Source organism: Bradyrhizobium sp. WSM4873, assembly GCF_055811355.1.
Genome location: NZ_JBVVPS010000006.1, coordinates 244,104 through 258,148, shown reverse-complemented (window position 1 = coordinate 258,148; position 14,045 = coordinate 244,104). Strand labels below are relative to the sequence as shown.

Sequence of the window (14,045 nt, the reverse complement as noted above, 5' to 3'; positions counted from 1 at the left end):
CCCCCCCCCCCCCCCCCCCCCCCCCCCCCCCCCCCCCCCCCCCCCCCCCCCCCCCCCCCCCCCCGGCCCCCCCCCCCACCCCCCCCCCCCCCCCCCCCCCCCCCCCCCCCCCCCCCCCCCCCCCCGCCCACGACACCGAGCGTTGGGGAACATGTGCGCCATAGCCGGCCATTGTACTTAGCCTGACCGGAGCCTTCTATGATATCGCGACGCGCTCTTGAACTTGCGACTGCCATCCTCACGGGCGGTTTTGGCGTTGCAGTTGTGGTCCAGAGTCTCGACAACGGCATCGGCTGGTCGAGCGCGGGCGTGGACGCCGGGACGTTTCCGTTCCTGACCGGGATCATCATCGTGCTCGGGAGCCTCTACAACCTCGCGCGAGGTGTCGTGCCGGCCGCGACGCTCGCCAGCGTCCCCATTGCCATCACACCGATCGAGCTGCGCCGGCTTGCCGGCCTGTTCGTGCCGGCCGCGATTTTCGTGGCTGCGATCCCGTTGGCGGGGATGTACGTCGCCTCGGCCCTGTACATCTTCGCGGTGCTGGCGATCCCCCGACAACAATCCGTGCCGCGCGCGCTTGGCATGGCGGCGGCGACAGCGCTCGCCCTCTACGTCGTGTTCGAGCGCATGTTCCAGGTGAGCTTGCCGCACGGCGCGCTCGCCGCCGCGTTTGGCTTCTGACGGAGAGGCCGATGGACAATCTTGGAGAACTCCTTCACGGCTTTGGCATCGCGATCACGCTGCCGCATCTGGCGCTGATGGTGATCGGCGTGCTGCTCGGCATTCTCGTCGGCGTGCTGCCTGGGCTGGGTGCTCCGAACGGGGTGTCGCTGCTGCTGCCGCTGACCTTCGGCATGCAACCGGTCTCCGCCATCATCCTGCTCTCCAGCATGTATTGGGGCGCGTTGTTCGGGGGATCCGTGACCTCGATCCTGTTCAACATCCCGGGCGAGCCGTCGTCTGTCGCCACCACCTTCGACGGCTACCCGATGGCGCGCGACGGACGGCCGACGACGGCGCTCGCCACCGCCTTTGGCTCGGCGGCATTCGGCGCGCTGATCGGCGTCATCCTGATCACCTTCCTCGCATCATGGGTGGCGCAGGTCGCACTTGCCTTCGGGCCGGCGGAATATTTCGCGGTCTATTTCCTGGCCTTCGCCAGCTTCGTCGGCATGGGCGGGGCGGCGCCGATCAAGACCATTGTCGCGCTGGCGATCGGCTTTGCCATTGCCGCCATCGGCATCGACACGGTCTCCGGGAGCGTGCGCCTCACCATGGGCGTCGACGAGCTCGTCAAGGGCGTGAACTTCGTCGTCGCGGTGATGGGCCTGTTCGGCATCGGCGAGCTGCTCGTCGCCGTCGAAGAGGAGTTTCATGCGCGTGCGGTCTCCTCCAGGATCGATTGGCGTGAGGTGTTCCGTGCCGTCGGCCGCCTGCCACGGCATAGCGTTGCGCTACTGCGGAGCGCGGCGATCGGATGCTGGATGGGGATCACGCCCGGCGGGCCGACTGCGGCATCCTTTATGAGTTACGGCATTGGCCGTCGCTTCTCGCGCCGTGGCCGATACTTCGGCACGGGGGAGGTTGAAGGCATCATCTCGCCGGAGACGGCCGATCATGCCGCCGGCACCAGCGCGCTTCTGCCCATGCTCTCGCTCGGCATTCCCGGCTCGGCCACCGCGGCCGTCATGATGGGCGGGCTGATGATCTGGGGCCTCAATCCCGGGCCGATGCTGTTCATCGACCAGAAAGACTTTGTCTGGGGCCTGATTGCCTCGATGTATGTCGGCAATATCGTCGCCGTTGTGCTGGTGCTGCTGACTGTGCCGATCTTCGCCGCCCTGATGCGGATTCCCTTCGTGATCATCGCGCCGCTGATCGTGATCATCTGCGTCGTCGGCGCCTATTCGGTGTCGAACTCCTATCTCGATGTCGTCATGATGCTCGGCTTCGGCATCGTCGGCTATCTCTTCAAGAAGCTGTTCTATCCGCTGGCGCCACTCGTGCTCGCGATCGTCATCGGCGACAAGGCCGAGGACGCGTTCCGGCAGTCGATGCTGATGTCGAAGGGATCGCTCGGGATATTCTTCGCCAACAAGCTGGTGACATGCCTGATCGTGGCCGGCATCGCGCTGTTGCTGTTGCCGCTCGTGCTGCAGCTTGCGCGCTTGCTGCGCAAGCCTGCGCCGTCGATCCACGAGACGACAGTCCAGAACACAGATCGAGAGACCGCGCGAGAGAAGGTGATGATATGACCGCAAAGCCGCTCATTGCGCTGGCAATGGGAGATCCCGCCGGCATCAGCCCGGAATTGACCGCAAAGCTCGTGGTGCAGGACGACATCCGCGCCCGCAGCCGGATCGCCGTGATCGGCGACCGCCGCATCTTCGACGAAGGCGCGCGCATTGCCGGCGTCAAGCCGGAACTGACCATGGTGGAGCAGGGGGCCGATCTGCGCGAGGCGGAGGGCGAGACGCTGTTCGTCGATCTCGGCCACCTCGGTCCCGGCGACATCAGGCAGGGCATCGCGAGCCTTGCCGGCGGCAGGTTCGCACTTGCCAACTACAAGCACGCGCTCGAACTCGGCCGCGACGGCCGGGTCGATGCCGTCTGCTTTACGCCGTTCAACAAGCAGGCGATGCGACTGGCCCGCGCCGAGTACGACGACGAGATCGCGTTCTCCGCAGAAGTGGTCGGACTCAAAACGCCCGCAAGCGAATTCAATGTGCTGGACCGGCTCTGGAACGCCCGCGTGACCTCTCACATCCCGCTCAAGGACGTTGCCGCGCGACTGTCCGGCGAACGCATCCATCGCGCGCTTGAGTTGACTGATGCCTGCATGCGCAATGCCGGCTTCGCCCGGCCGCGCATCGCGGTCGCCGGGCTCAACCCGCATGCCGGCGACGGCGGCAATTTCGGTCGTGAGGAGATCGATGTCATCGCGCCCGTGGTCGCGGCCGGTCAGCGCGAGGGCATTGCCGCCGAAGGGCCATTCCCCGCCGACACGGTGTTCCTGCGCGCCAAGGGCGGCGCCTTCGATGCTGTGCTGACGATGTATCACGACCAGGGTCAGATCGCGATGAAGCTGATGGGGTTCGATCGCGGCGTGACCTTGCTCGGCGGCTTTCCGTTCCCGATCTGCACACCGGCGCACGGCACTGCCTACGACATTGCCGGCCAAGGCATTGCATCAGTCGGTGCCAGCCGCGCCGCGGTGTTGCTCGCCGCGGAGATGGCCGTGCGTCGCCTCGCGTGATCCGTTGCTACTTCGGCAGCGGCATCGTCAGTTCCTTGTCGGCGGTATCCACCACGAACACGGCAAGCAGCTTTGCGGGCTCGGTATCGCTGGCATTGGCGCTGACGGCATGGCGGTCGCCGGGCTTTTCAGAGAAGTTCTCTCCCTTGCGAAAGACCCTGGCGGGCCCGTCATTGACCTGACTGCGGATCGCGCCTTCCAGGACCGTGGCGTAGATGAAAGCCGAGGGTGCGTGGATGTGGGCCGGTGAGGACCCTCCGGGACCATACTCGACCAGCACGCCCTTCATGCTCTTGCCCGGGACATTCGGCAGCGTCTGGTCGAACACGAGCGTCACCTTGGCCGTGGCTGCCGCTGTCTCGGCGGCATGGGCCGTCAGGAATGATGCGGCATAAACAGCAATTGCGATCAGCAATCTGCGCATGGAAGCCTCCTCAAAGTCTCGCAAGCCATGTTGCGAGCGACGTTTTGCCGAGCCGCGCCTCGCCGAGAGGGTTCAGCGATGTGTCGTCGATGGGAGCGCCGTAGTACGGCGCCTTTGGGTCTCCCACCACCAGTCGGGTGTCGCCGGACGCCTTCAGGCGCCGTGCGATGAATTCATTGAAGGGCGCCTTCTCAGGTCCTGCGATATCGATCGTGCCGTTGAGCGGTGGCCCCATCGCGACCTCTGCGAGGCGATCAGCCACGTCGTCGGCTGCGATCGGTTGAAACAATGCCGAGGGAACGACGATCTGGCCGTCGGCCGCGCCCATATCGCCGATGGCGCTGAGGAATTCGAAGAACTGGGTGGCGCGGACGATCGAGTAGGGGACCGGAGATGCCTTGACGATGGTCTCCTGCGCCAGCTTGGCGCGAAAATGGGCGATGTCGGGCGAGCGCTCGGTTCCGACGATCGAGAGCGCCACATGATGCTTCACGGCTGCAGCCGCCTCGGCCGCAGCGAGGTTCTTGCTTGAACGTTCGAAGAATCCGAGCACGGCGGCAGGCTCCCAGGACGGCGCGTTGGCAACGTCGACGACGACGTCCGCGCCCGCCAGCACTGCTGCGAGGCCTTCCCCGGTGACGGCGTTCACGCCTGACTTCGGCGAAGCCGCGACGGCGTCGTGGCCTTGCTGCTTGAGCTTCGCTACGAGCTTGGATCCGATCAATCCGGTCCCGCCGATCACGACGATCTTCATGGCATGTCTCCTCGGCACGTTGCGGGCGCGAGCGTTTCAGGATCGACGGCGCGCGCGTCGCGAGAGCGATGAGGCGACTCTTACCGAGGAGATGGGGCAGGCTCTTGCCTGTAACCCGCCTGCCTTGTCCAAAAATGCTGAAGATGTTTATCGATCGCCGATGGATAAAGTTGCGTATCGAAATAGTCCAACGCGCAGAGCGCCCCCCTGACGCCGCATGCGCCAGCGGCGCTCGCTAGATTGCAGCACGTCCTTCTTGTTGGCGTTCGGTTACAGACGGCATTCGCACCACGCAGCGGAGCCCGACATGGCTGGTCGAAGTATCGACCGGTTCGGCGTGGCGCGCGGCCGGGCGATAGCGGCGGCAATAGTTCGGCGCGCAGAGGTGCGAGCCGCCCTTGAGGACCTTGCGCGAAATTTGGATATCGGGGACGCGAGGGTCGTAACTAGTGTGCTCACCGCCGCCGCGGGGATTTTTAGGGATGCAGCAGGGTTTTGCAGCGTCGGCTGCGTGCTTTGATGACCACCAGTCGACGGTCCACTCCCAGACATTGCCGATCATGTCATAGAGACCGTAGCCGTTCGGCGGGAAGGCCATGACCGGCGAGGTACGCTCGTACCCATCCTCGCCGAGATTCTGGACGGGGAAGTTGCCCTGCCAGATATTGGCCATGTGCTTGCCGCCCGGCATCAGCGCATCGCCCCAGGCGTATTCCTCCGCCTCGAGGCCGCCGCGCGCGGCGAACTCCCATTCCGCCTCCGTCGGCAAGTCCTTGCCGGCCCAGTGGGCATAGGCTGCCGCATCGCTAAAGGAGACGTGAACGACCGGATGATCGTCGAGGTCCTTGAGGTTGCTGCCGGGACCATAGGGATGACGCCAGTTGGCGCCGCGCAGGAAAGTCCACCACTGGCTCCAGTCGGTGAGATCGGTGATGCGCGGCAGCGGGGAGAACACCAGCGATCCCGCGTAGAGCATCTCCGCCAGCGCGCCTGGATAGTCCTTCGGGTCGGGAACGATCTGCGCCTCGGTGACATGGCCGGTCGCGTTGACGAACTGCTTGAACTGCCGGTTGGTTACGGGCGTGCGGTCCATCCAGAAGCCGTCGACAGCGACGCGATGGCTCGGCGCTTCCTCGGGATAATGATGGTCGGATCCCATGCGAAACGTTCCGCCGGGAATGAAGACCATCTCGCCGGTCTTCAAATCATCCGGCAACCACTCGCAGTGATCCAGATCCGCTCGCAACATGGTGGAAGCTCCGATACGCGCATTCCACCCGATGTTACTGCGCCAACTCTGGCAGACTTCGACGATAGCGCTTTGCCCGGCCCATTGGACGCATTGTTCGGTCCCCTCTTTTTTGGCGCTCGGGGGAGAGAAGGACGCTGCGTTGCGTCAACATCTCTTTCCTTTGCACGCACGTTTTCGAGCACGCCGCAAATCCTTGCCGCGTGCGCTCTGCCATCCGCAGAACGCTTCCGCTCAATATCGCTAAGGTTGCAAACGGTATCCGAAGATTGGACGGCTGTGATGTGCAGTTTGTGCCAGTCTGCCCGGGCAGTTGGTGAGACCTAGTGCCCCATGTCGAAAATCCCTCAGTGCAGGGCAGTTCAGTGGCATATCTAGCAACAAACTTGCCGATGATTTGTCTCAAAACGCGAAGTCAGCCTCTCGCACCCACCTCGCGTTGTGGTGGTACTTTGCTATCGCGTGCCGCAGAATTGTCGCGCTTCAGTAACAGGGTCCGGCCATGGGGCAATTCCTTCTGGTTGATTCGCGCAAGCTGGATGGTTTCGAAGGTCTTCAGCAGGCCGTCCACGGCTCGCATGTCGATGTGATGCAACTTGGCCGCGGTCGGTTGCGCGGAACGTTGTCCCATGTCGGCATCGGCGACTTCTCGCTCAGCATTGGTGCTTTCAACGTCGGCATGCGCACGCAGCGGGTGTCCAGCGACGACAGACTGATCATCGGGATGCTGCTTGCGGCCGAAGAGCGCGTCGCCCACTGGTCGTTCGACATGCAGCTCAACGATGTGCTCGTCATTCCGCCGCGGCTCGAACATGATGGTGTTTTTCACGGCGGCTCCGCTTACGCCGCTATGCGCTTCGACCTCAACGAAGTCGCGACGCTGTTCGGCGGTGAGGCACGGCTGAGCGACCCCGACACCTGGCGCAGCCGCGGTCATTTCCGCGCGGACGTCGAGACCGGCGCGATCGCCTCGCGCCGCCTGGTCCGGATCATGTCGCACCTGCGCGACAACAAATATGGGCTGACGCCATCAACCGCCGAATTCTGGAAACGATCGATCGCCGAATGTATGGCTGCCAACGTCGCGTCGTCGCTGCCACCCGATGGCAACGGCTGGCTGCCTTCCGCGCGACGGCTGGTCCGCAAGGTCGAGGAGTTTCTCGACGACGCCGGCACGCGTCCGGTGCATGTTTCGGAAATTTGCGCGGTGCTCGGCGTATCGCGGCGTACCCTGCACCGCGCCTTTCAGGAGGTATTCGGCCTCGGTCCGGCCAGCTTCCTCAGGCACAAGCGTCTCTGCGCTGTTCACTCCATCCTGCACCAGAGCGCACCCGGCTCGACCACCGTGACAGCCGTCGCCATGCAGCAGGGCTTTTACGAACTCGGCCGGTTTTCGCAATATTACTTCGCAATGTTCGGGGAGCGTCCGTCGCAAACGCTTGGAATTACGACGCTGCAGCCAGTCGAAGACGACATCGCCAGAGCCTAGCGCTCTGGGCCCGGACCGCGACCGACGCCATGATCGCATGCATGCCGGTGTTTTGCCGGCGTGAAACGGCGAAAAAAACCGTCATGAAAACAACCAGATGGCTACTGTGCATGGGGTTGTTTTCACGGTTTTGAGTTGGATGGGCAAGCTGGCGGCTTCACGCCCCGCAGACGATCACACCATACCAGCCGAGCCCGCGATAGGTTTCGTAGCCCGGCGTGGCATGGAACGCGACCAGCGTGCCCGAGCGGTCCTGATAGAAGCCGGAGCGCTGGCCGTCCAGCGAAAGCGAGATGCGCTCGCTGAGGATGCCCTGGCCGTCCGAGGCGGCGATGATGCGAAGATTGGAATCGACCAGCAGCACGCGCGCCTTGTCGCTGTCGCCGACGCGCACGCCTTGCACGATGGCGCGGGCCTGTGCCTCCCAGTCGAAATGGATGGCGAGCACCCCGATCGGCGCGCCGTTGGCCTGGCCGCCGGCGCGGACGCTGGCGCAATAGGTCGCGACCTGGGCATTGCCCAGCAGCGGCTGGTTCTCGACATCGCCGGCGACATAGTCGTCGCCGGAGCGCAGGGTCTTGGCCTCGCGAAACCATTTGGTGTGGGCGACGTTCTGGCCGACGGTGCGAAAGCGGTCGGCGCGGCCGTTGGCGATGACGTTGCCGTCGAGGTCGCAGAGCCAGAGGTCGAGATAGACGGTGTAGGCTCCTAGGATCACGCCGAGACGCTGCGAGGCATGGGACACGGCCGCACCGTCGGGCGAGGCCGCGCAATCGACCAACGCTGAATCGGTCGCCCACCAGCGCACGTCGCAGGTCCGCTCATAGAGATTGCGGTCGATTAGTTCGATGGCGTTGAGCGAAAGGTCGACCATGCGCTCGCCGCGCGAGCGCTGGCTCATCCGGTCGATCGAGGAGACGAGATCGCCGGTCCGTTTCGTCAGCTGGCTTTCGAGCTCGCGGGCGATGGTCTCGACCTGCTGGCCGACGCCGCGGACCTCCTGCGCCACAACTGCGAAGCCCGCGCCCTGCGCGCCGGCGCGCGAGCTTTCGATCAGCGCGTTCAGCGCCAGCATCTTCATCTGGTTGGTGATCTGCTGGATCGCCTTGGTCTTGTCGACCGCGATCTGGTTGACCTCCGCCGTGAGGCGGTTGATCAGCGCGGAGATGTCGGAATCATCATCAGCGGGTTCGGTGGTGATCGGCTTGGTTTTCAGACCCAGCGCAGCGGACATCGGGGCTTCCTTGGCAATGAGGCCTGATCTGCAATGAACCCGGAACAATCACGTCAGATCGAATACAATTCTTTTTCGGAGATTCCGCCTAACGCCTGCTTAATTTGCTGTTTTGCGGAATGCTCAAATGATAGTCAGTCCGCGCAGCAAAGCGGCAATCCACCGCTTTGTGCCGCGCAGACATTGCAAATCCCGGGGGATTGCGGGCCAATCGTCCCGTCGGCCGGGCGATGCAAACCCTCGGCTCCCAGGTTCCTCAAACCGACAGCTGTTCATGACGCCGCCCGCCACCGCCTTGCCTGTCGAAGCGCCCCAGGCGTTCCTGGGAGTGGCGCGCTCGCTCACCGACAAGCTCTGGCGCGACCGGCTGGATGCGCGCGGGGCGGCGAAGGCGCTTGCCATCGTGCAGCGCCACCTATTGCCGGAACTGCTGGCGCGGGTGCTGGCGGGGCGCGGTGTCGACAGCGACGCCGTGGCAGATTTCCTCGATCCAACCATCCGCAAGCTTCTGCCCGACCCGTTCACGGTGACGGAGATGGAGGCCGCCGCGAAGCGGATCGCGGATGCCGCGGCGAACAGCGAGAAGGTCGCGATCTTCGGCGACTACGATGTCGACGGCGCCACCTCGGCGGCGCTGCTGACCTGGCATCTGCGCCATTGCGGGCTCGATCCGCTGATCCACATTCCCGACCGCATCTTCGAGGGCTATGGGCCCAACACGGAAGCCGTGCGTGCGCTGGCCGCAAAGGGCGCCACGCTGCTCGTGACCGTCGATTGCGGCACCACCAGCATCGAGCCGCTCGCCGAAGCAAAACGTCTCGGCATGTCCGTCGTCGTGATCGACCATCATCAGGCCGGCACGGAGCTGCCGGAGGTCGACGCGCTGGTCAATCCGAACCGGCTCGACGATCTCTCCGGCCTCGGCCATCTCGCCGCCGTCGGCCTCGTGCTGGTGACGCTGGTCGCGGTCAATCGCGAATTGCGCCAGCGCGGCTTCTGGAACGCGGAGATGCCCGAGCCGGATCTGCTCGGCATGCTGCATCACGTCGCGCTCGGCACGGTTGCCGATGTCGCGCCGCTGATCGGCCTCAACCGCGCTTTCGTCGCCAAGGGCCTGATCGCGATGCGGCGGCGCGACCATGTCGGCCACACCGCGCTGATGGACGTGGCGCGGCTCAACGGCCCGCCGGAGGCCTGGCATCTCGGCTTCATGCTGGGGCCGCGCATCAATGCCGGCGGCCGCATCGGCCGCGCCGATCTCGGCGTGCGGCTGCTTTTGGAGGGTGACAGCGTCGAGGCCGCGCGGATCGCCGCCGAACTCGACCGCCTCAACAGCGAGCGCCGGATCATCGAGCAGGCGGCCGAAGCGCAGGCCGAAGCCGAGGCACTCGCCTCGATCGGGCTCGAGGACAAGATCGGCGTGATCGTGACGGCCTCCGAAGGCTGGCATCCCGGCGTGGTCGGTCTCGTTGCGTCCAGGTTGAAGGAGAAGTTCTCGCGGCCCGCCTTCGCGATCGCGCTGGAGCCCGGTGGTATCGGCACCGGTTCCGGCCGCTCGATTGCCGGCGTCGATCTTGGCAAGGCAGTACGGCAGGCGGTCGCCGACGGCATTCTGCTCAAGGGCGGCGGCCACGCGATGGCTGCGGGCGTCACGCTGCGGAAGGAAAAGCTCGCCGAGTTTCGCGCCTACCTCGAGAACGCGCTGGCGCGCGACGTTGCCGAGGCGCGCCACGTCAACGAGCTCTACATCGACGGCGCGGTCTCCGCGCGCGCGGTGACGACCGAACTTGCAACGACGCTCAATCGCGCCGGCCCCTTCGGCAGCGGCAATCCGGAAGTCGTGTTGGCGCTGCCGGCGCACCAGCTCGTCTATGCCGACGAGGTGGGACAGGCACATTTGAGGCTACGCTTCAAGTCGGGCGACGGCGCCATCGTCAACGGCATCGCGTTCCGTTCGATCGGACAGAAGCTCGGCAACGCGCTCGTTGCCAATCGCGGCCAGCAATTGCATGTCGCGGGATCATTGTCGGTCGATCGCTATCAGGGCGCCGAGCGTGTGCAATTCCGCGTCATCGACGTCGCGCTACCCGACCAGGGACCATCCATGATTAGATAGGCCCGGCAAACAACAAAAAAGCTAACAGCAAAAAAGAAAAAAGGGAGTGAACATGGCAGGGCAGGTTCAGGGCAAGGTCGCGCTGGTGACCGGCGGCGCATCCGGAATTGGCGAGGCGATCGTCGAGCTGTTCGCGCGCGAGGGCGCCACCGTCATCGCCACCGACATCGACGAGCTGCGCGGCCCCGAGCTCGCCAATCGCGTCACCAAGGCCGGTGGCAAGGCGATTTTCCTGGAGCAGGACGTCACCAGCGAAGAGCGCTGGATCGAGATCACAGCCGAGATCGCGAAGCGCTTTGGCCGGCTCGATATTCTGGTCTCTAACGCAGGCATCGGCCTTGCCGTGCCCTCGATCGTCGACATGACGCTCAGCGACTGGCGCAAGCAGAACGCGATCAACCTCGACGGCGTCTTCCTCTCCGTCAAGCATTGCCTGCCCCTGATGCGCAAGACCGGCGGCGGCTCGATCGTCATGATGTCCTCGCTCGCGGGCCTGCGCGGCGCGCCCGGGCTGTCGGCCTATTCGGCGACCAAGGGCGGCGTGCGGCTGTTCGCAAAGTCGATCGCGATGGAGTGCGCGGCCGCCGGCGACGGCATTCGGGTCAACTCCGTCCATCCCGGCATCATCGACACGCCGATCTGGGGCAAGATCCCGACCGGCGCGACCGGCAACCAGGGCAACGCGCCGATCGATCCTGAGGAGCGTGCGCGCGTCGTCGCGCCGCTCGGCCGCGCCGGCCAGGCTGCGGAAATTGCCTCCGGCGTGCTGTATCTGGCCTCCGATGCCTCGCGCTACGTCACCGGCAGCGAACTCGTCATCGACGGCGGCATGAATGCCGGCGGCGTGCCGCGGCGGCAATAGCCCGCCGCGCGGGCTGCGAAGGGCAGGGTGGCGCCCGCGGGGGCTGACGCGCAGGCGTCGGACCTGTACAACGCGGGCGTCTTCCGGCCGACAGAGGTGTCCTTCCGCCATGGCGCACAGCCTTCACTCTTCGTCATCCACGCCAGCAACGTTCCGCTCGAACCGTCCGGACCTCGTGACCGACGCGATCCGCAGTGCGCGCGAGGATCTTGCCGCTTGCTTTCGGATGGCCGCGCGCAACGGCTTTGAGGAGGGCATCTGCAACCACTTCTCGGCCGTGGTGCCGGGCCATGACGATCTCTTCCTGGTCAACCCTTACGGCTACGCCTTCCGCGAGCTGACCGCGTCAAAACTGCTGATCTGCGACTTCCACGGCAACGTGCTCGACGGCGAGGGCGTGCCCGAGGCGACCGCGTTCTACATCCATGCCGAGATGCACAAGCGCCTGCCGCGCGCCAAGGTCGCCTTCCACACCCACATGCCCTACGCCACGGCGCTGTCGATGACTGAGGGCGATCCGCTGATCTGGGCCGGCCAGACCGCGCTGAAATTCTACGGTCGCACGGCCGTGGACCGCGACTACAACGGCCTCGCGCTCGACAACCGTGAAGGTGCGCGCATCGCCTCCAGCGTCGGGGATGCCGATATCATCTTCATGAAGCATCACGGCGTGATGGTGCTGGCCCCGACCATCGCGGAGGCCTGGGATGATCTCTATTATCTCGAACGCGCCGCCGAGGTGCAGGTGCTCGCGATGTCGACGGGGCGACAGGTGCTGCCGGTCGGTCCCGCCATTGCGGCCGAGACCTACAGGCAGATGCGCGAGGGCGATTCCGAATCCGCCCGGCTGCATCTCGCCGCAATCCGTCGCCAGCTCGATGCCGAGGAGCCGCAGTATAGGCACTGAGCCTGCCTACGCCCCCTGGCGCAGCTTCGCCAGCACCTTCAGCCCGCCATAGCCGTCCGCAGGCGTGATGCCCGCGCGCTGCTGAAAATCCTTGATTGCCTTCATGGTGTCGTTGCCGACACGGCCGTCGGTGCCGCCGGTGTCGAAACCGGCCTTGGTCAGGCGTGTCTGCATCTCCTGCACCTCGGCGAGCGTCAGCGCGCGCTCGGAGCCGGGGAACGGCTGGATGAAGGGCGGGCCGCCGAGGCAGCGGTCGCCGAGATGGCAGATCGCCAGCGCGTAGTTCATCGAGGGATTGTAGCTCTTTACCGCGTTGAAATTTGGCCCCAGCAGAAACGTCGGCCCGCCCGCAACCGGAGTCCATATCTGGGCCGATGCGGAGGGTTGCGGGAATGGCTGGCCGTCGGCGCGGGTGACGCCGGCCGCCTGCCAAGCCGCATAGGTTCGGCTGCCGCTCATCTCGCCCGATGCGCGCACCTCGTAGCCCCAATGCTCGCCGCGGTGCCACTTGCCGCGATTGACGAGATATTTTGCGGTCGAGCCCAGCGCGTCGTCGGGCTTGCCGAACGGCGACACCTTGCCGTCGCCATCGTAGTCGATGCCGACATTGAGCCAGACCTCCGGCATCCATTGCGAATGCCCCATCGCGCCGGCCCAGGATCCCTGCATCTGCTCCGGCGTGCTCCAGCCCTTGTCGACGATGCGTAGCGCGTTGATCAGCTCGGTCTCCCAATAGGCTTTGCGCCGCGGCTCGTTCCAGGCGAGGGCGGCGAGCGAGGGAAACACCGGCGTCATGTGGTTCTGCTGCACCAGCGGATCGCCATAGGCGGACTCGACGCCCCACAGCGCCAACAGCGTGCCGCGCTCGACGCCGAAATCGCGCTCGATGCGCGCGAGCAGCGCCTCGTTGTTCTTCAGCGCGATCTTGCCGTTGATGATGCGCCAGTCGGAGACGCGGCGGTTGATGTATTGCCAGACCTGCTCATGGAATTCGGGCTGGTTGCGCATCTGCTTGAACACGCTCATGTCAGGCTCGACGCGCGCCATCGCGCGCTGCCAGGTCGCGGCCGAGATGCCTTTCGCCAAGGCACGGGCGCGAAAGCCCTCGCGCCATTCCTCGAAGCCCGGAGGCGCGGCCAGGATGCGTGTTGGGAATGCGATGAGTGCGGCTGCGCCAAGCGTGGATCGAAGCAGGGCGCGACGGCTGCGAGAGGCTATGGAATCAGCGTGTTTCATGAACCCATTCTAGCGGGAAACATGGCGGCTGTGACCCAGTTCCTGGAACTGCAGGAACGCGGGTCTCGCGTTCCCCGGAACAAACTGTCGCACTCCCGCATTCCCCCAGCACCAATTTGAGGAGGAGAAGATGAGGAAATATCTGTTTGCCGCCGCCATGGTCACCGCCATCGCCGCGCCTGCTTTTGCCGACGAAGTCGGCGTTCACGTTGGTCCGGTCGGTGCCGGCGTGACGGTCGGACAGTCTCACGAATATCGTGAGCGGGACCGCGATCGCGATCGCACCACCGTCATTAGGGAGCGTGAACCCGCCGACCGCACCACGGTGATCAAGAAGGAAGATGAATTCGGCAATCGCAGCAAGACCGTGATTCATCACGATAACGACTGACGGAGCGGGGGGGCCGGCCCCCCCCCCCCGCCCCCCCCCCGCCCCCGCCCCCGGGGGGGGCGGGGGGGGGGGTTTTTTTTTAAAACCGCGGGGGGGAGCCCAGAAAGTAGAAAGAAACACCGGCGGG

The 14,045-nt window shown here is 65.2% G+C and carries 13 protein-coding genes; 8 read left to right on the top strand and 5 right to left on the bottom strand.

Going from position 1 to position 14,045, the window contains the following annotated elements; genetic code table 11:
* The first annotated feature begins 198 nt into the window (after positions 1–198).
* Genes AC0L21_RS12325 through AC0L21_RS12315 form a run of 3 tightly spaced genes read left to right on the top strand, consistent with a single transcriptional unit; the run spans position 199 to position 3,256 of the window.
* Complete coding sequence (locus tag AC0L21_RS12325; RefSeq protein WP_473261638.1) at positions 199–681, top strand: tripartite tricarboxylate transporter TctB family protein; 483 nt, start codon at positions 199–201, stop codon at positions 679–681.
* An 11-nt stretch (positions 682–692) separates the two neighbouring features.
* On the top strand, positions 693–2,255 hold the full coding sequence (locus tag AC0L21_RS12320) for a tripartite tricarboxylate transporter permease (protein ID WP_473261636.1): 1,563 nt from the start codon (positions 693–695) through the stop codon (positions 2,253–2,255).
* The gene (locus AC0L21_RS12315; protein WP_473261633.1) at positions 2,252–3,256 is read left to right on the top strand and encodes a 4-hydroxythreonine-4-phosphate dehydrogenase PdxA; all 1,005 of its coding nucleotides are present in this window, start codon (positions 2,252–2,254) and stop codon (positions 3,254–3,256) included. The genes AC0L21_RS12320 and AC0L21_RS12315 overlap by 4 nt, the downstream gene beginning before the upstream one ends.
* 7 nt (positions 3,257–3,263) lie before the next feature.
* Here the strand turns inward: AC0L21_RS12315 and AC0L21_RS12310 are convergent, their stop codons facing one another.
* The 3 genes from AC0L21_RS12310 to AC0L21_RS12300 all read right to left on the bottom strand — a co-directional run bounded on the left by AC0L21_RS12310 (position 3,264) and on the right by AC0L21_RS12300 (position 5,683).
* Positions 3,264–3,680, bottom strand: a complete 417-nt coding sequence (locus tag AC0L21_RS12310; protein ID WP_473261631.1) for a cupin domain-containing protein — start codon at positions 3,678–3,680, stop codon at positions 3,264–3,266.
* A gap of 10 nt (positions 3,681–3,690) precedes the next feature.
* Positions 3,691–4,434 (bottom strand): SDR family oxidoreductase, encoded by a 744-nt coding sequence (locus AC0L21_RS12305; RefSeq protein WP_473261629.1) that lies wholly within the window; start codon positions 4,432–4,434, stop codon positions 3,691–3,693.
* Between the two features lie 235 nt (positions 4,435–4,669).
* Entirely contained in the window at positions 4,670–5,683 is a 1,014-nt protein-coding gene (locus AC0L21_RS12300) for a formylglycine-generating enzyme family protein (protein WP_473261626.1), read from the bottom strand.
* 502 nt (positions 5,684–6,185) lie between these two features.
* Here AC0L21_RS12300 and AC0L21_RS12295 point away from each other — a divergent pair.
* On the top strand, positions 6,186–7,172 hold the full coding sequence (locus tag AC0L21_RS12295; RefSeq protein ID WP_473261624.1) for a helix-turn-helix domain-containing protein: 987 nt from the start codon (positions 6,186–6,188) through the stop codon (positions 7,170–7,172).
* Between the two features lie 157 nt (positions 7,173–7,329).
* On the opposite strand, the gene AC0L21_RS12290 is transcribed toward AC0L21_RS12295, so the two are convergent.
* Positions 7,330–8,406: a methyl-accepting chemotaxis protein gene (locus tag AC0L21_RS12290; protein ID WP_473261622.1), complete on the bottom strand. Its 1,077-nt coding sequence runs from the start codon at positions 8,404–8,406 to the stop codon at positions 7,330–7,332.
* Between the two features lie 274 nt (positions 8,407–8,680).
* Between AC0L21_RS12290 and recJ the strand changes: the two genes are divergently transcribed.
* From recJ to AC0L21_RS12275, 3 genes are all read left to right on the top strand, one after another.
* On the top strand, positions 8,681–10,522 hold the full coding sequence (gene recJ / locus AC0L21_RS12285) for a single-stranded-DNA-specific exonuclease RecJ (RefSeq protein WP_473261620.1): 1,842 nt from the start codon (positions 8,681–8,683) through the stop codon (positions 10,520–10,522).
* A 52-nt stretch (positions 10,523–10,574) separates the two neighbouring features.
* Positions 10,575–11,384: an SDR family NAD(P)-dependent oxidoreductase gene (locus AC0L21_RS12280; protein ID WP_473261617.1), complete on the top strand. Its 810-nt coding sequence runs from the start codon at positions 10,575–10,577 to the stop codon at positions 11,382–11,384.
* Positions 11,385–11,493: 109 nt separating this feature from the next.
* Positions 11,494–12,291: an aldolase gene (locus tag AC0L21_RS12275; protein ID WP_473261615.1), complete on the top strand. Its 798-nt coding sequence runs from the start codon at positions 11,494–11,496 to the stop codon at positions 12,289–12,291.
* Positions 12,292–12,297: 6 nt separating this feature from the next.
* Here AC0L21_RS12275 and AC0L21_RS12270 read toward each other — a convergent pair whose 3' ends face one another.
* Positions 12,298–13,527, bottom strand: coding sequence for a lytic murein transglycosylase (locus AC0L21_RS12270; RefSeq protein WP_473261611.1), 1,230 nt, complete (start codon positions 13,525–13,527; stop codon positions 12,298–12,300).
* Between the two features lie 130 nt (positions 13,528–13,657).
* On the opposite strand from AC0L21_RS12270, the gene AC0L21_RS12265 reads away from it, so the two are divergent.
* Entirely contained in the window at positions 13,658–13,918 is a 261-nt protein-coding gene (locus AC0L21_RS12265; protein WP_035974993.1) for a hypothetical protein, read from the top strand.
* Positions 13,919–14,045: the final 127 nt, after the last annotated feature.